Here is a 15,694-nt window from a genome sequence, read left to right as displayed (position 1 = left end):
GTCGGCGCGTCATCACAATCGGCATCGTCGAGCGAAGGACGATCACGAGTCTTGGATGCACCGGAACGGCCGTCCGTTATCCGTCGTTCGCCGAACTGCATCCGGAGATTTGCCGCCTAATAAGCCGCCATTCGAAGGCATTCGACCAACAGCTTCAAGGACGGCGTGATGCTTCTGTCCGCTCGCATGATAATGCCAACGGGCAAAGACACATGAGGCAGCGCGACCGGAAGACGGACGATTGCGCCCGTCTCTTCATCGCGTTCGGTCACTGACTGCGGCAATGCCGCGACCATTGCATTCTCCGTCAACAGGCTCCGCACCGTCAAATACGAAAGGCATTCCACGTATTGCTTGGGCCGCGGCAGACCGTTCTGCACGAAGACCTGCATGATCGCCGCATGAACGAAGCTGCGCGGCGGCGGAAAGATCCAATCCACCTTCGCCAGATCGAGATAGCTGACGTCGGCGCGCGCAGCGAGCGGATGATGCTTGCCGGCGACGACAACGATCGGCACGTTGCACAAGACCTCGCGCACGAACTCGTCGTCCCGATCGGTTGGCGGCAGCCGGCCGACCATAAGATCGAGCGTGCCTTCACGCAGCCAATCGAGCAGCGTCTCCTCGGTGCCATCGATAAGACGCACCGCCGCGGCCGACGTGCGCTCGCGCATGAGATTCAGTGCGCGCGGAATGAGCTTGGGCCGGCTCACGAGCGCCGTCCCGATCGACATGATGCCGGAAATGCCAGTGCTCAGCGCTTCGATCTCATCGGAAACCTGTCTGAGCTCCGATTGAATGACTTTGCCGCGCGCCAACACGATCTGGCCGGTGGCCGTCAGCGACAGCCCCTGCGGCCCGCGCTCGAACAACGGCATGCCGATGATCTCTTCGACCTCACGCAAGCCTTTGGACACAGCCGGTTGCGTGATCTTGAGCACCTCTGCCGCAGCCGACACGCCACCCGCTTCGGCAACGGCCTCGACGAGCCGCAAATGCCGCAACTTCAAACGCGAAACGAGTTGCCGGTAGCGACGGCTTTCCATGGCCTCATCATATAACCAGATGGATATAGGAGCGGTACTAGAATTCATTTTCGTTGGACCCTTATTAAGCGCCTAATGAAACTGCTCGGAAATACGGCAGTGAGAAGTGAGCTTAGTGACAACTTTTGATTACATCGTCGTAGGAGCCGGGTCTTCCGGTTGCGCTCTGGCGCATCGATTAACCGAAGACGGCATGTCCAGGCTGCTCTTGATCGAAGCGGGCAAGGACTGGCCACCGGGCCGCGAACCCGCCTCGATGCTCGATAGCTTCCCGCTGATCGCCTACTTCACGCGGGACTTCATCTGGCCGGATATGAGAGTCACGTTCCGCCCGCGCGACCGCGCTGGGAACGCGCCGATGCGCAACTATGAGCAGGCCCGCGTTGTCGGCGGTGGCTCATCGATCAACGGACAGTTCGCAAATCGCGGCGCTCCGGCCGACTACGACGAATGGGCGCAGCTCGGCGCGGAAGGATGGAATTGGGACAACGTCCTCCCGTACTTCAAACGCCTCGAGCACGACCTCGACATGGATGGCCCACTGCACGGACGCGGCGGCCGCATTCCGATCCGACGCATATTCCCGCATTTGTGGTCTGGCTTCACCAACGCCGCCGTTCAGGCGTTTGAAGACAACGGCTATCGGAACATCTGGGACCAGAATGGCGAGTGGCAGGACGGCTACTTTCCTTCGACCTTCTCGAACGCGTTCGATCGGCGTGTTTCATCCGCAATCGGCTATCTCGATGCCGCGACACGCCTGCGTCCGAATCTGGAGATCGCATCCGAAATGTCCGTCACCCGGCTGCTGTTCGAGGGCCGGCGCGCGATCGGCGTCAAAGCACGGGCAGCGAACGGCGAGACGCACACATTCTTCGCACGTGAAATCATCTTGACCGGCGGCGCTCTCCACACACCCGCGATGCTCATGCGCGCAGGCATCGGTCCGGGCACCGAGCTCAAACGCCATGGCATCGATGTGGTTCTGGATCGCCCGGGCGTCGGCGACAACCTCAACGACCACCCATCGGTCGGCGTCGCCGCCTTTCTCGAACGTGCAGCGCGGCTCGATCCCGCGATCCGCCGCCATATCCATGTGAGTTTGCGCTACACCGCGCGCACGCCCGATGCGCAGCCGGGCGATATGTTCTTATGCCCGCTCAACCGCACGGCGTGGCACGCGGTAGGCCATCGCCTGTGCTCTTTGATGGTCATTTTAAACAAGCCTTATTCGCGCGGCCGTGTCCGGCTCACATCCGCACGGCCCGATGACGAGCCAGATGTCGATTTCAACCTGCTGTCGGACGAGCGCGACATGGCCCGCATGGTGGATGCGGTGCGCTTTATTGACGCGCTCTATCAGGCCCCTTCGATCAAAAGCGTCGCGCGCCACCCCTTCCTTGCGAGCTATACCGAGCGCGTGCGCCGGATGAGCAAGTACAACAAGGTGAATGCGGCGCTCACTCAGGCGGCATCGACCTTCCTCGACGCACCCGATGCCGTGCGCAAGAGCTTCCTGCGTGGTTTCATCGCGGAAGGCGAGCCGTTGAGCGACCTGCTTGCCGACGAAGCCAAGCTCCGCGAGAACCTGCTGCGCGTCGTCGTCGGCGTCTGGCACGCCTCCGGGACCTGCCGCATGGGCCGTCCGGACGACCCGTACGCCGTCACGGACTCCCGCGGCAAGGTGATCGGTGTCGAAGGGCTCCGCATCGCCGACTGCTCGGTCATCCCGGCCCTGCCACGCGCGAATACGAACATCCCAGCGATCATGATCGGCGAGAAGATGTCCGACCTTATTCGCGAAGACAATCGCGGGCTCAATTATGCCGCCGGAGGCGACACTCTTATCGAAGCCTTGCCCTGATGCTCGGATCGCTTTTCATCATCCAGACGCTGAACGGCATCCAATTCGGGGTGATGCTGTTCCTTCTGGCGGCCGGACTTACGTTGGTCTTCGGCATCATGAACTTCGTCAACATGATGCACGGCGCGCTGTACATGACCGGCGCCTATGTGGCGGCCACGCTCTACAACAAGACGGGCCTGTTCGTGATGTCGCTCCTGCTGGTGGTGCCGATCACGGTCGCCATCGGCGCGGTGCTGGAGCGGTTCGTCTTCAAGCATCTGTACGACCGGGACCATCTGGATCAGGTGCTGTGCACCTACGGCTTCATCCTGATCTTCAACGAGATGGCGCGTTCGTTCTGGGGGCCGTCGCCATATTTCATGGGCATGCCGGATGCACTCTCGGACACCTATGAAGTGCTTGGCGTCGGCTATCCGGTCTATCGCCTGGTGATCGTGGCGGCGGGCCTTCTGGCCGCGATCGGCGCCTACGTCCTGATTCATCAGACCCGTTTCGGCATGCTCATCCGCGCCGGCGCATCGGATCGCGCGATGGTCGCCGGGCTCGGCGTCAACATCAATCTGCTCAACACCATGATCTTCGGTCTCGGCGCAGGACTCGCCGGGCTCGCCGGCGCGCTTGCCGCGCCGATCTTGTCAGTCGAACCGGGCATGGGCGAGACCGTCCTGATACTGACCGTCGTGGTGATCGTCATCGGCGGCATCGGCTCGGTGCGCGGCGCCTTCTATGCCGCTCTCATCGTCGGCCTCGTCGACACGATCGGCCGCTCGATGCTGCCGTTCGTCTTCGAAAGCTTTCTCAGCTCCTCCCTCGCCGGTGCGGCTGGTCCGGCAGTCGCCTCGATGATCATCTATCTCCTGATGGCGCTTGTCCTGGCCTTCCGGCCGAACGGCCTCTTCCCGGTGCGAGGGCGGTGACATGACCACCATGTCGGCCCCGTCCCTCAATAGGCCTGCATTGCCAGCCTTCGCGGTGTGGCTTGTCGTCCTGGCCGCGGCAGCGCTCGTGCTGCTGCCGATCGCCGCCCGCTACGCCGAGACCCCGTATTACGTGGTGCTGGTGACGCGGCTGCTCATCTTCGCGGTGGCGGCGACCGCGCTCAACCTCGTGCTCGGCTTCGGCGGCATGGTGAGCTTCGGGCACTCGCTGTTCATGGGTATCGGCGCCTACAGCGTGGCGCTGTGCAGCTATTTCGGCATCGGCAACGGCTGGGCGCATCTCGCCTTCGCCATCGTCGTTTCCGCTTTTGCCGCCATGGCGACCGGCGCCGTGGCGCTGCGCACGCGCGGCGTCGCGTTCATCATGATCACCCTCGCCTTCGCGCAGATGTTCTACTTCCTGGTGATCAGCTTGAAGGAATTCGGCGGCGACGACGGCCTGCCGATTTCCATGGGAAGCCGCTTCGGCTTCGTCGACCTGAAGAATCCGACCACGCTCTATTACACGACCTTCGGCGTCCTCGCGCTGCTCATCTACGGTAGCTACCGCCTTTACCACGCACGCTTCGGCCTCGTGTTGCGCGGCTGCATGATCAACGAAGACCGGATGCGGGCGTTGGGCTTTCCGACCACCACCTACAAGCTCGTGGCCTATGTCCTGTCGGGCTGCGTCGCCGGCATTTCTGGCCTGCTCCTCGCCAATCTGACGATGTTCGCCTCGCCCTCCTATGCGTCATGGACCGTATCGGGCGATCTCATGATCATGGTGGTGCTTGGCGGCACCGGCACCGTCATGGGCCCGGCCTTCGGCGCCTTCGCCTTTCTGCTTATCGAGGATCTGCTCAAGCGTTTCACCGATCATTGGATCGGCGGCGTCGGCGTGATGATCGTTCTCATCGGTCTGCTGGCGCGGCGCGGACTCTGGGGCAGCCTGCCGGGGAGGCCGCGATGAACGGCGTAAACCCGGCGCTCTCGACGCGCGGCTTGGTGAAACGGTTCAGCGGCGTCCTGGCCTCCGACAACGTCGACTTCGATCTGCTGCCCGGCGAGGTGCACGCGATCATCGGGCCGAATGGTGCCGGCAAGACCACCTTCATCAAGCAGATCACCGGCGAGCACTTTCCGACGGCCGGCCGTATCACATTGGGCGACACCGACATCACCCGCATGCGGACCGATCGTCGCATCCTTCTCGGTCTCGGGCGATCGTTCCAGGTGACGTCGGTGCTGCGCGATCTCACCGTCTTGGAAAACGTCATCCTCGCGGTTCAAGCCAAGAGCGGCCATAGTTTCAAATTCTGGCACCGGGCAGTCGAGGCAAGCGAACTGCGCGAACCGGCGCTGGCGACGCTCGCCGACGTCGGCCTGCGCGCGAAAGCCGATCTGCCGTCACGCGTTTTGGCCTACGGCGAACTGCGGCAACTCGAGATGGCCATGGTCATCGCTTCCAATCCGCAAGTGCTCTTGCTCGATGAGCCGATGGCCGGCATGGGCACGGTCGAGTCTCGCCTCATGGTGGAGCTGCTTCAGAGCTTCCGCGGCCGCTTCTCGACCATTCTTGTCGAGCACGACATGGATGCGGTGTTCGCGCTGGCCGACCGCATCAGCGTGCTCGTCTATGGCCGAATTATCGCCACCGGCTCGCCGGCCGAGATCCGCGAAAACCCTCAGGTGCGCGCCTCTTACCTCGGAGAGGCCGCCTAATGTTGCTCGCTGTCGACAGGGTGGAATCGAGCTACGACGCGACCCAAGTGCTGTTCGGCGTCTCGATCGGCGTGGCGGCGGGCGACTTCGTCACGCTCCTCGGCCGCAACGGCATGGGCCGCTCGACGCTGATCAACACGATCATGGGTTTCATCAAGCCGCGCGCCGGCACGATCCTGTTTGACGGCAAGCCGATCCAGGCGCGGCCATGTCACGAGGTGGCGCGCTACGGCATTGGCTTGGTGCCGGAAGGCCGGCGCGTGTTTCCGACGCTGACCGTGTACGAGAACCTGATCGCGTTCCAGCGCGGCGAGCGCAATCGCGCCGCTGCCTGGACCGTCGACCGCGTCTACAAGCTTTTCCCGCGTTTGAAGGAACGCAAGGGACAGCTTGCCGCCACCCTGTCCGGCGGTGAACAGCAGATGCTTGCCATCGCACGGGCGCTCGTGACCAATCCACGCCTGCTTATCCTCGATGAAGCAACCGAGGGGCTCGCGCCGCTCGTCAGCGAGGAGATCTGGAGCTCGCTTCGCGAACTCAGGCGCGAAGGCCTCTCGATCATCGTCACCGACAAGAACCTGAAGCCTTTGCTGGATCTCGCCAGCCGGCACTACGTGCTGTCAAAGGGCCGCGTCGTTTGGGAAGGAACGTCAGAGGAGTTCAACGGCCGGCAGGATGAATTGAAAGCTTATCTAGGCGTGTAGCTTTTCATTGGAGGGGTAAGGATCATGACGATGACCAGGCTTTGCGCTGCGCTGCTGGCGAGCGCGGTGCTGACAACGGCCGTTCCGGCCGGCGCGGCCGACTTGAAAATCGGCTTCTTGGCGACGCTGTCCGGCTCGATCGGCGCGATGGGTCAAGACCAGTATGACGGCTTCATGCTCGGGCTCGAGCAGATGGGCGGCAAGCTCGGCGGCAAGACCATCGAGGTCGTCAAGGAAGACGACCAGTTCAAGCCCGATGTCGGCGTACAAGTCGCGCAGAAGCTGATCAGCGAGGACAAGGTGCCGATCATCACCGGCGTCTCGTATTCCAACGTGATGATGGCGATCAACAAGAAGATCACCGACGCCGGCGTGTTCCTGATCGGCTCGGCGTCCGGTCCCTCGCCGATGGCCGGCGCGGCCTGCTCGCCCCTCTTCTTCTCGACCTCCTGGCAGAACGACCAGATGAGCGAGGCGGTCGGCAAATATGCGACGGAGAAAGGCTACAAGAAGATCTTCGCGATGGGCCCGAATTTCCAGGGCTGGAAGGACGCGCTCGCCGGATTCCGCCGTTACTATAAAGAGCCGTTCGTCAAAGAGCTGCACACGCCGCTCAACCAGATGGATCTCTCGGCCGAGATGGCGCAGATCGCCCTCGCCAAGCCCGACGCGGTGTTCGCGCATTATGCCGGCGGTCTCGGCGTGAACTTCATCAAGCAGTATCGGCAAGCCGGTCTGCTCGGCAAAATCCCGCTGATCGTCGTTGCGACGGTCGACGGTCTGACCCTGCCGGCCCTGAACGAGACGGCGCTCGGCGTCATGACGGCGCAGGTGTGGGCGCCCGACACCGACAATGCCGCGAACAAGGCTTTCGTCGAGGCGTTCGAGAAGAAATACGGCCGCATTCCGTCGAACTTCGCCGCTCAGGCCTACGATTCCGCGAAGCTGCTCGACGTGGCCATCGGCCAGGTGAAGGGCGACCTGTCGAACAAGGAAGCCTTCGCGGCGGCGCTAAAGAACGCCAAGTTCGAGTCGGTGCGAGGCAAGTTCGCCTTCAACAACAACAATTTCCCCATCGAGAACTTCAATCTCCTCGAGGTAGGAAAGGATGCGAAGGGCCGCGTCTCAATGGTGACCAAGGGCGTTCTGCTGGTCGATCAAAAGGACGCCTATCATCAGGAATGCCCGATGAAGTGATGCCGCTTGACGGCGGCCGTTCCGTGCCGGGACCTCCCCGTGCCGGCGCACGAACGGCCGCCACCCTCTCGAGCCGACTGTTTGTTCGTTTGCGCCGCGAGAGCGTCGTGCTTGTTTAAGGACCCTGCCATGACGACCGTATCCGTCGATTTGCCGTCGCTGCTGTTGATGATCGACAACCAATGGCGCGCGGGTGGCGGCCAGGAGTGGCGCGAGGTCATCAATCCGGCGACCGAGCGTCCGGTCGGGCGCCTCGCGGTCGCGGCCAAGAGCGATCTCGACGAGGCCCTTGCGTCGGCCGCCGCCGGATTTGAGGTGTGGCGCAAGACACCGGCGCACAAGCGTGCGCAGGTTCTGCGCCAGGCCGCGCAATTGCTAGCAGGGCGCCGCGACGAGGTTGCCGCCAAGATCACTGCCGAGATGGGCAAACCGATCGGCGAGGCGCGCATCGAAGTGACGATGTGCGTCGAGACCTTTGCGTGGTGCGCCGAGGAAGGGATGCGGGCCTACGGCCGCGATATCCCGGCGCGCCTGTCGAATGTGACGCAACGTGTCGTGCGCGAGCCGATCGGTGTCGTCGCCGCCTTCACGCCCTGGAATTTTCCCGCCAACCAAGCGGCGAAGAAGATCGCCGCGGCGCTCGCCGCCGGCTGCGCCATCATCATCAAGGGACCGGAAGAGGCGCCAAGCGCCTGCATCGCGCTGGCCGAGGTGTTGGTCGATGCCGGACTGCCGGCGGGAGCGCTCAATCTCGTCTTCGGCCATCCGCCGATGATCTCCGAGTATCTCATTCCGTCACCGGTCGTGCGCAAGATGTCGTTCACGGGCTCCGTGCCGGTCGGCAAACACCTCGCCCGGCTTGCCGCCGGCTACATGAAACCCTGCACCATGGAGCTTGGCGGACATGCACCGGTGGTGATCTTCGATGACGTCACCGTCGATGACGTGGTGCCGAAGATCGTGGCCGGCAAATACCGCAACGCCGGCCAGGTCTGCATTTCACCGACACGGTTCTACGTGCAGGAAACGATTTACAAGCGCACAGTCGAAGCCTTTGCGGGGGCGGCCAAAGCCCTGCGCATCGGCAACGGCACCGACGCCGCGACGCAGATGGGCCCGCTCGCCAATAGCCGCCGGCGCGACGCCGTCGAGGCCATCGTCGAGGACGCGGTCAAGGACGGCGCCAAGGTCGCGGCAGGCGGCCGTCGTTCCGGCAATCACGGCTATTTCTACGAGCCGACGGCGCTGACCGACGTGCCGCGGACGGCGCGGATCATGAATGACGAACCCTTCGGTCCCGTGGCGCTGTTCATGCCGTTCGGACGTGACGACGAGATCATCGCTCAGGCGAACGACAGCCTGTTCGGCCTCGCCGCGTATGGGTTCACGAATGTGCCGGCGCGCGGCGACATGCTCATGCACGAACTGCAGGCCGGCATGGTGTCGATCAACCATTTCGGTTTGGGCCTGCCCGAAACGCCGTTCGGCGGCATCAAGGAAAGCGGCTACGGCCGCGAAGGCGGCTCCGAAGCGCTGGAGGCCTATTTCGTCACCAAATTCGTTTCGCGCGCAGCCTAGCGCCGGTGACGGTCATGCGCGGGCCCTGCCCGCGCATATAGCTTTTCCCGTACGAAGAGTAATGCCGAGGCGCACCGCCCGTGCGGCAGCCCCGGCAATCATCGTGTCATTACGCCGCGCGGCGGCGCACGCCCGTGCCGATCTCGTCCGGCACCGTGAGCTCGCCGTCGATCACCTCGAGTCCCTCGTAAGGATCGTTCTGCAGGCGCTCGAATTCAGCCAGCTCACAGGCGAAATCGATGTTCGGCAGCGCCGCCGCGACGTGCAACGCATGCGCCGCCAATAGCCGGCTGCCGACATTGGCGCCCATGCGGCAGCCGATGTTGTTGATCTCGCACAAGCGGGCCATGGTCATCACATTCAAGATGCCGCCGGATCGCGGGATCTTGAGGTTGACCGCGTCGATGCGACGGTTCGCGGTCAGGTCCATGACCTGCTCGACCATGGTGGCGGATTCATCGGCCTCGACCGGCATCGCGACGTTGCGGGCGATCGTTTCGAGGCTGGCGATATCGGCATCGCCGACCGGTTGCTCGAGAATGCTGACGTCGTATTCCTCGACACGGCGAGCGAACTCGATCGCGCTCTTGGTGCGATAGGCCTGGTTCGGGTCGACGCAGATGAAGACTTTATCGCCGACCGCCTGGCGCACAAGCTTCACGCGTTCTGCGTCCTCCTTCGGATTGCCGGCGGCCTTGATCTTCACATAGCGGTAGCCCTTGTCCGTGAGCTCCTTGGCCTTCTCACGCACTTCAGCGGGCGACTTGATCGAGAGAATGCGCAGCAGCGGCACCTTGGCGCGGGTCTTGCCACCAAGGACCTGATACAGCGGCACTTTGAGAACGCGCGCCAGAAGGTCGTGCAACGCGCAGTCCATGGCGCCTTTGGCCGGATTGTTGCCGCGGATCGTGCCGCGCACCACCGTCATGTTGGCCTCGATCGCCAGCGCATCGCGGCCGACGATGCGCTTACACATCGACTCCAGGGCTTGGTAGGTGCCTTCTTGCGTCGCGCCGAGATGGGCGAACGCGGCGGCATAGCCTTCTCCCTGCGTCCCGTCGTCCGCCGTCAGGGTGACGATGCAGCCGTCATTGGTCGGAATGGCGAAACCGGAGATGCGCCAATTGGGGTCAGCATCCGGCAGGGAGACGCGCTCGATCGTGTAGCTTTTGATTTTCAAGGTCGGCCTCATCGGAACTTTCGAGGAAACCAACGCTCGCACGCGGACAGAAGCCGAGAAAATATCGTTTGCATCCGCCGCTATAATGATTCGAATATGTCGGGCGGGCGTTTTGGAGTAGTACGGCATGGCAGATCGCGAGGCGCTGAGCGCGGAAGTCCTGCGGCGCAAGATTGTCACGCGATGCAAGCTGTCGCATTTGCGCGTCGTCCTCGAGGTAGCGCGTCAGGAGAGCATTTCGCGCGCGGCGAGCGTTCTGCACCTGGCGCAGCCTGCCGTGACGAAGAAGCTGCGCGAGGTCGAGACCCTGCTGGGCACCCCTCTGTTCGATCGGCATCCGCGCGCCGTCGTGCCCAACGCGTTCGGCGAGATCGTCCTGCCGCATATCGAGGCGATATTCGCCGAACTCAACCGGATCGGCGACAACCTGGCCGCCGTGCACGGCGGATTGACCGGCACGCTCGCCGTCGGCGCAACGATGACGGTACTGCCCTATCTGTTGCCGCAAAGCCTGATCGCACTGCAGCGGGCGCAACAAGGCATGGTGATCCGCGTTATCGAGGGCACCATCGACCAGATGGTACGGGCGCTGACGCAGAACGAAGTCGACCTCGTCGTCGGGCGCGTGCTGGGAACGTCCCGCTACGATTTCACGCAGGAGATCCTGTTCGAGGACCCGTTTGTGCCGGTGGTCGGCGCCAGACATCCGCTCGCGAGCGCAACGCATCCGATGCAGGAGATGTCCCGCTACGGATGGATACTCCCGCCGGACGGCAGCTCGGCGCGGGAGCCGGTCGAGCGCTATATGCTGCGCAATCACGTCCGTCCGCGCGAGCGCGCGATCGAGACGGTGTCGTTCCAGGTGACGATGTCGCTGCTGGAGAACACGGACATCATCGCCGTGCTGCCGCTGCATCTGGCGCGCCTAGGAGAAGTGCGCCGATCGCTGAAAATCATCGGTCCGGAGATCGGCGGCGGCAGCCTGCCGCTCGGCCTGACCTATCGCAGCGATCGGCCCCTGCCGCCGGTCGCACGGGCGCTGATCGAAACCCTTCGCGCCACCATCGCTTCGCTGACGCCGGCACCGGATCTCGTTACAGCACTTTGACCGCAGCGGGCGGAATCGCGAGCGTGACAGCCGCCCCCACGCGAAGGCCGTTATCTTTCGTGCGGACCGTCAAAACCGTGCCGCCCGACACCTCGACCTCGTATTCCGTAATCTCGCCCATGAAGGCGATCGTGCGGATGGTGCCTTGCAGGCGGTTGGCAATCGTCCCCGCAGGATCAATCAGGATCGTTTCCGGACGAATGATCGCATGCGTGCTCGCCGAACCGGAATGCATACGCGTCCCGCGCAACTCGCCGATCGGCGTGCGGACCGTGACCTCATCGCCGACGAGTAGCGTGGCAGCCTCGCATGCTAGCATGTTGCTGAGGCCGATGAAGCGGGCGACGAAGGCGTTTGCCGGCCGGTCGTAGATCGTGCGCGAATCGCCGACCTGCTCGACGACGCCATGATTCATGACCGCGATGCGATCAGAGATCGCGAGCGCTTCCGACTGGTCGTGCGTCACGTAGATGGCCGTGACCTGTGTCTCCTTCTGCAGGCGGTGGATTTCGCGCCGCATCTGATCGCGCAAAGCGGCATCGAGATTGCTCAGCGGCTCGTCGAGCAGGAGCACAGAGGGTCGATGCACCAGCGCGCGGGCAAGCGCTAGACGCTGCTGCTGGCCGCCGCTGAGCTTTGGCGCCGGACGATCGGCGAATGCGGCGAGGCCGACGATCTCGAGCACCTCCATGACCCGCGCGCGGATCTCCGCCGTGCTCATCTTCTGATGGCGCCCGTAGCGCAGCGGATAGGCCGCATTGTCGAACACCGTCATATGCGGCCATACGGCGTAGGACTGAAACACCATGCCGATCTGCCGGTTCTGCATCGGCACGTTGACGCGCGCTGCCCGGTCGAACAGGACGCGGTCCTTCAACGCAATACGGCCGCTATCCGGCTCCTCGAGACCGGCGATGCATCGCAATGTCGTGGTCTTGCCGCAGCCGGATGGCCCGAGCAGCGTGAAGAACTCACCCGGCTCGATCGCCAGATCGATGCCGAGGACGCCGCCGGCCGTTCCGCTGCCCTGCTCCTTGAATTCGCGGCGCAGTCCCTCAATCGACAACATTTGCCAAGGTCCTTCGAAGTTCTTATCGGCGCGTTTGTCCGCTATTGAAGCGACGTGCCAAATCGCCGTGCAAGGCCGAAAAATGCCAAGCTCAGCGCGGTCATGCCCGCGGTCCAGACGAGCCCCATGGCGGCGAGTTCGCCGGTCTGCCCATCCTTCCAGAGGTCGAACAGCGCCGACGCCACCACCGAGTTGTCCGGGCCGGCGAGGATCAGCGGCATCGAAACCGCGCGCACGGCCAGCAGAAACACCAGCAGCCAACACGCGACGAGAGACGGCGCGATCAGCGGCACAACCACCCTCAGGAAGGTCGTCGCTTCGCCGGCGCCACTCGCGCGGGATGCTTCCTCGAGCTCGGGGTGAAGCTGCGAGACGCCGACCGTGCCATAACGGATGCCGTAAGGCAGGCAGGCGATGGCCGATGCAATGACCAGCGAGGTGACGGTGCCATAGAGCGACACCGGCGCGGCCAGGAACAGCGTCAGGAAGCCGAGGCCAAGAACGATCGCCGGAAAAGCGAGCGAGGCGGAAGCCAGTTGGTCGAGCAGCCAGGCACCGGAATGACGGCGGGCGATGAACCAGCCGCCCAGAGCGCTGACCGCCGTGACGACACTCGCCGTCCCGACACCGAGAAGAATGGTATTTTGCAGGGTATCGCGGAACGTACCTGACGTGAATACCAAGCCGAAGAATTTGAACGAGAACTGCGAGACGGCTGCCAAGCTCACCGGTTGATAGAACGGCAGCAATGCTGCCCACGCAAGCATGAACACTGGCAGCCCGATGATGATGATGCCGTTGAGGATGATCATGGCGGTGGCGAGATAGCGCCAACGGCCGAGCGAAACCTTGCGCGGCCGGAAGCCCTTGCCCGTCACGGTGCGATAGCGATAGGCGTGGCGGGAGAGGCGTGAATAGAACCACAGCAATACCGTCACGCAGCCGACAAGAATGACGGACAGCGCTGCCGCCTGTCCGTAATTGGGCGGCGTTATCGCATAGATTTGCAGGAAGACGTCGGTCGTGAGAACGTAGAAGCGTCCGGGCATGCCGACCAGCGCCGGCACCTCGAACGACTCGATGGCGCGGATGAAGACCAGCAGGGCAAGCGCCAGGATCGCCGGTACCGCGAGGCGCAGGCTGATATTGCGCATCGTCTGGCCGATCGACGCGCCGCTCATCAAGCTGGCTTCCTCGAGCGAGGCATCGGCGTTGCGGAACACCGCAGCCAGCAGCAAAAACGCGACCGGCGTCCAGAGCAAGCCTTCGATCACGATCTGGCCGGTCATCGTATAGACGTTGAGGACCGGCGTAGCCGAGCCGGTGATGGCCTGGAGCAAAGCGTTCACCGGCCCGGCGCGCCCGAGAAACAGAAGCCAACCGACGGTGTAGAGCACGTAGGGAATGCTCAGCGACAGAATGGCGACCAGGTAAAGTAGCGAACGGCCATAAGCGTCAGTTCGTTCTGCGAGCCAAGCCTGGATCGTGCCGAGAACGATGGCCACGACCGCGGTGCCGAAGGCATAGAGGAGCGTGTTCGCTGCGTTCTCGAAGAACCGCGCGCTGTTCAGCAGCCCGACGAAAAATTTGACCGTCGCGGGGCCGTAGCTGCCGTCGATCTGGCTCTGATGCAGGCTGGTGAAGACGAGAAAGCCGATCAGCGGCAGCAGGATGAGCAGCAGAACGCCGATCAGCGCGAACCGAACGGCGCTCATGAGACGCTCTTTGCGTCGTCGCAGCGTAGGAGATGAAGCGGCACGATCAGCGGAACAGCTGCTGATAGATGTCCAAAGAGCGCTGCTGCTCTTGCGCGATCACAGCCGGATCGAGGAACAGCTCCTTGATGTTGGCGCGCTTGGGCAGGACCGGATCGAGGATCGGGAGCGGTGCGACATCCGGCCGGGCCGGGAAGTACTCGGCATCGCGCATGATCTCCTGGCCCTCCTTCGACAGAATGAAGTCGAGCAGCAGCATGCCGGAGCATGGCTGCGGGCCATTTTTGGGGAATAGCACCGAGCCATTGGTGGCGATGATTGGCGCGAGCGGCAAAGCCGCGACGGGCGCGCCGGCCTTAGCGCTGATGATCGGATGATGCAGGAAGGCGTCGAGCGAGATCGCATACTCGCCTGCCATGACCATGTTCACGACTTGGCGCTGGTTCACCGAGACGCTAGCGACGTTGTTCTTGGCGAGCGCCGTGAAGAAAGCCATCGCCTTCTCCTCGCCCATCGCCTTACGCAAGGCTGTGATCATCAGAGGCGCGCCGGTCGATTCCGAGCTCCATACCAGCTTGCCTTTCCACTTCGGATCAGCGAGGTCGGTCCAGTCCTTCGGCACGTCCTCTTTCTTCACGAGGTTCGTGTTGTAGGACGGGCCGAAATAGCTCATGCGGCTCGCCACCCAGTCCGTGCCTTTATACTCTGCGGGATAGGCATCGGTGGCCGGCGTCTTGAATGGGATGATGAGGCCGGCCTGGCGGGCAATGGCGTCGATACCGGTGGCCTCGATGATGCTCGCGACCGGGCGTCCGGCACGCGCCTCGGTCGTCAGCTTCTGCATCATACCGCCGCCGGTTTCGCGGACGTAGCCAACCTCGATGTAGGGATATTTCGCGTGAAACGCGGAAGCGATCGGGCGCAGCGCCTGATTGACGATCAGACTCGAATAGAAGGTGACCTTCCCCTCATCCTTCGCGCAGGCCTCGAGCTTGGCCTGACGGTCCGGGCCGGCGAGCGTTGCCACATCGCTCGCGGTCATCGGCGCCGCAAGGGCGAAACCTGGCGCGACCAGCAGACCAGCGATCAAAGCGAGCTTGTGCATGCGTATCTCTCCCCACCTCCGGCCGAAGCGGGCATTGTGCCATGCACAGCGAGCGATACCTATCGCGTTTGTGGCGGCCGATATATGCCATTAGTTATAGTATCGGCCGCCACAATTGGCGCAGGAAGCAGTCAGCGACGACGAGGCAGCAAATCAATTGCCTTCGGCGGTCTTGGGGGCTGCCGCCGGATTCCACTGGCCGCGGCGCATGCGCGTGACCTTCACCGAGCTGAACAACCCCGCCTTGCGGAACGGCTCGTTCTCCGAAAAAGCCTCCGCCGCCGCACGATTGGGAACGTTGACGATCAAAACACTACCGATACGCGTGTTCTTGTCATCGTCGCCGAGGAGTGCGCCCCCAAGAACGAGGATGTCTTCGTGCTTATCGAGATAGGCGAAATGTTCGTCGCGGGTCGCCGCGCGGATCGCAGCGCCATCGGGACGGTCTTCTTGATAGATGATGTAGAGCATTACGGTCTCCGG

Annotated in this window: 14 protein-coding genes; 8 read left to right on the top strand and 6 right to left on the bottom strand. The window is 63.2% G+C overall.

Features of this window, described 5'->3' with window-relative positions:
• Positions 1-116: 116 nt before the first annotated feature.
• Positions 117-1,046 (bottom strand): LysR substrate-binding domain-containing protein, encoded by a 930-nt coding sequence (locus DW352_RS21675; protein WP_162827112.1) that lies wholly within the window; start codon positions 1,044-1,046, stop codon positions 117-119.
• A gap of 106 nt (positions 1,047-1,152) precedes the next feature.
• On the opposite strand from DW352_RS21675, the gene DW352_RS21670 reads away from it, so the two are divergent.
• The 7 genes from DW352_RS21670 (at position 1,153) to DW352_RS21640 (ending at position 9,034) form a co-directional block, all read left to right on the top strand.
• Positions 1,153-2,910 (top strand): GMC family oxidoreductase, encoded by a 1,758-nt coding sequence (locus tag DW352_RS21670; RefSeq protein WP_115693277.1) that lies wholly within the window; start codon positions 1,153-1,155, stop codon positions 2,908-2,910.
• Positions 2,910-3,830, top strand: a complete 921-nt coding sequence (locus DW352_RS21665; RefSeq protein WP_115693276.1) for a branched-chain amino acid ABC transporter permease — start codon at positions 2,910-2,912, stop codon at positions 3,828-3,830. The genes DW352_RS21670 and DW352_RS21665 overlap by 1 nt, the downstream gene beginning before the upstream one ends.
• A gap of 1 nt (position 3,831) precedes the next feature.
• On the top strand, positions 3,832-4,803 hold the full coding sequence (locus tag DW352_RS21660) for a branched-chain amino acid ABC transporter permease (protein WP_210209876.1): 972 nt from the start codon (positions 3,832-3,834) through the stop codon (positions 4,801-4,803).
• The gene (locus tag DW352_RS21655) at positions 4,800-5,555 is read left to right on the top strand and encodes an ABC transporter ATP-binding protein (RefSeq protein WP_115693275.1); all 756 of its coding nucleotides are present in this window, start codon (positions 4,800-4,802) and stop codon (positions 5,553-5,555) included. Before DW352_RS21660 ends, DW352_RS21655 begins: the two co-directional genes overlap by 4 nt.
• Entirely contained in the window at positions 5,555-6,259 is a 705-nt protein-coding gene (locus tag DW352_RS21650) for an ABC transporter ATP-binding protein (RefSeq protein ID WP_115693274.1), read from the top strand. Before DW352_RS21655 ends, DW352_RS21650 begins: the two co-directional genes overlap by 1 nt.
• A 30-nt stretch (positions 6,260-6,289) precedes the next feature.
• Positions 6,290-7,456 (top strand): ABC transporter substrate-binding protein, encoded by a 1,167-nt coding sequence (locus tag DW352_RS21645; protein WP_115694544.1) that lies wholly within the window; start codon positions 6,290-6,292, stop codon positions 7,454-7,456.
• Between the two features lie 129 nt (positions 7,457-7,585).
• Positions 7,586-9,034 carry an NAD-dependent succinate-semialdehyde dehydrogenase gene (locus tag DW352_RS21640; protein WP_210209875.1) on the top strand — a complete coding sequence of 483 codons (1,449 nt, stop codon included), beginning with the start codon at positions 7,586-7,588 and terminating at the stop codon, positions 9,032-9,034.
• A gap of 109 nt (positions 9,035-9,143) precedes the next feature.
• On the opposite strand, the gene DW352_RS21635 is transcribed toward DW352_RS21640, so the two are convergent.
• The gene (locus DW352_RS21635) at positions 9,144-10,214 is read right to left on the bottom strand and encodes a mandelate racemase/muconate lactonizing enzyme family protein (RefSeq protein ID WP_162827109.1); all 1,071 of its coding nucleotides are present in this window, start codon (positions 10,212-10,214) and stop codon (positions 9,144-9,146) included.
• Positions 10,215-10,341: 127 nt separating this feature from the next.
• On the opposite strand from DW352_RS21635, the gene DW352_RS21630 reads away from it, so the two are divergent.
• Positions 10,342-11,322 (top strand): LysR family transcriptional regulator, encoded by a 981-nt coding sequence (locus tag DW352_RS21630; protein WP_115693272.1) that lies wholly within the window; start codon positions 10,342-10,344, stop codon positions 11,320-11,322.
• Here DW352_RS21630 and DW352_RS21625 read toward each other — a convergent pair.
• The 4 genes from DW352_RS21625 to DW352_RS21610 all read right to left on the bottom strand — a co-directional run bounded on the left by DW352_RS21625 (position 11,309) and on the right by DW352_RS21610 (position 15,682).
• Positions 11,309-12,391 carry an ABC transporter ATP-binding protein gene (locus DW352_RS21625; protein WP_162827108.1) on the bottom strand — a complete coding sequence of 361 codons (1,083 nt, stop codon included), beginning with the start codon at positions 12,389-12,391 and terminating at the stop codon, positions 11,309-11,311. The genes DW352_RS21630 and DW352_RS21625 overlap by 14 nt on opposite strands.
• A gap of 41 nt (positions 12,392-12,432) precedes the next feature.
• The gene (locus tag DW352_RS21620; RefSeq protein ID WP_115693271.1) at positions 12,433-14,106 is read right to left on the bottom strand and encodes an ABC transporter permease; all 1,674 of its coding nucleotides are present in this window, start codon (positions 14,104-14,106) and stop codon (positions 12,433-12,435) included.
• 46 nt (positions 14,107-14,152) lie between these two features.
• Positions 14,153-15,211, bottom strand: a complete 1,059-nt coding sequence (locus DW352_RS21615; RefSeq protein WP_115693270.1) for an ABC transporter substrate-binding protein — start codon at positions 15,209-15,211, stop codon at positions 14,153-14,155.
• A 153-nt stretch (positions 15,212-15,364) separates the two neighbouring features.
• Positions 15,365-15,682 carry a YciI family protein gene (locus tag DW352_RS21610; RefSeq protein WP_115693269.1) on the bottom strand — a complete coding sequence of 106 codons (318 nt, stop codon included), beginning with the start codon at positions 15,680-15,682 and terminating at the stop codon, positions 15,365-15,367.
• Between the last annotated feature and the right edge of the window lie 12 nt (positions 15,683-15,694).

The sequence above is a fragment of the Pseudolabrys taiwanensis genome (assembly GCF_003367395.1).
Lineage (GTDB): Bacteria > Pseudomonadota > Alphaproteobacteria > Rhizobiales > Xanthobacteraceae > Pseudolabrys > Pseudolabrys taiwanensis.
This window is presented reverse-complemented; position numbering and strand designations above follow the sequence as displayed.

Bases quoted from the DNA above. Each gene is read 5' to 3' on its own strand.
- DW352_RS21675 (WP_162827112.1), bottom strand. From the start codon at position 1,046: ATGGAAAGCCGTCGCTACCGGCAACTCGTTTCGCGTTTGAAGTTGCGG.
- DW352_RS21665 (WP_115693276.1), top strand. From the start codon at position 2,910: ATGCTCGGATCGCTTTTCATCATCCAGACGCTGAACGGCATCCAATTC.
- DW352_RS21660 (WP_210209876.1), top strand. From the start codon at position 3,832: ATGACCACCATGTCGGCCCCGTCCCTCAATAGGCCTGCATTGCCAGCC.
- DW352_RS21655 (WP_115693275.1), top strand. From the start codon at position 4,800: ATGAACGGCGTAAACCCGGCGCTCTCGACGCGCGGCTTGGTGAAACGG.
- DW352_RS21650 (WP_115693274.1), top strand. From the start codon at position 5,555: ATGTTGCTCGCTGTCGACAGGGTGGAATCGAGCTACGACGCGACCCAA.
- DW352_RS21645 (WP_115694544.1), top strand. From the start codon at position 6,290: ATGACCAGGCTTTGCGCTGCGCTGCTGGCGAGCGCGGTGCTGACAACG.
- DW352_RS21640 (WP_210209875.1), top strand. From the start codon at position 7,586: ATGACGACCGTATCCGTCGATTTGCCGTCGCTGCTGTTGATGATCGAC.
- DW352_RS21630 (WP_115693272.1), top strand. From the start codon at position 10,342: ATGGCAGATCGCGAGGCGCTGAGCGCGGAAGTCCTGCGGCGCAAGATT.
- DW352_RS21625 (WP_162827108.1), bottom strand. From the start codon at position 12,391: ATGTTGTCGATTGAGGGACTGCGCCGCGAATTCAAGGAGCAGGGCAGC.
- DW352_RS21620 (WP_115693271.1), bottom strand. From the start codon at position 14,106: ATGAGCGCCGTTCGGTTCGCGCTGATCGGCGTTCTGCTGCTCATCCTG.
- DW352_RS21615 (WP_115693270.1), bottom strand. From the start codon at position 15,211: ATGCACAAGCTCGCTTTGATCGCTGGTCTGCTGGTCGCGCCAGGTTTC.
- DW352_RS21610 (WP_115693269.1), bottom strand. From the start codon at position 15,682: ATGCTCTACATCATCTATCAAGAAGACCGTCCCGATGGCGCTGCGATC.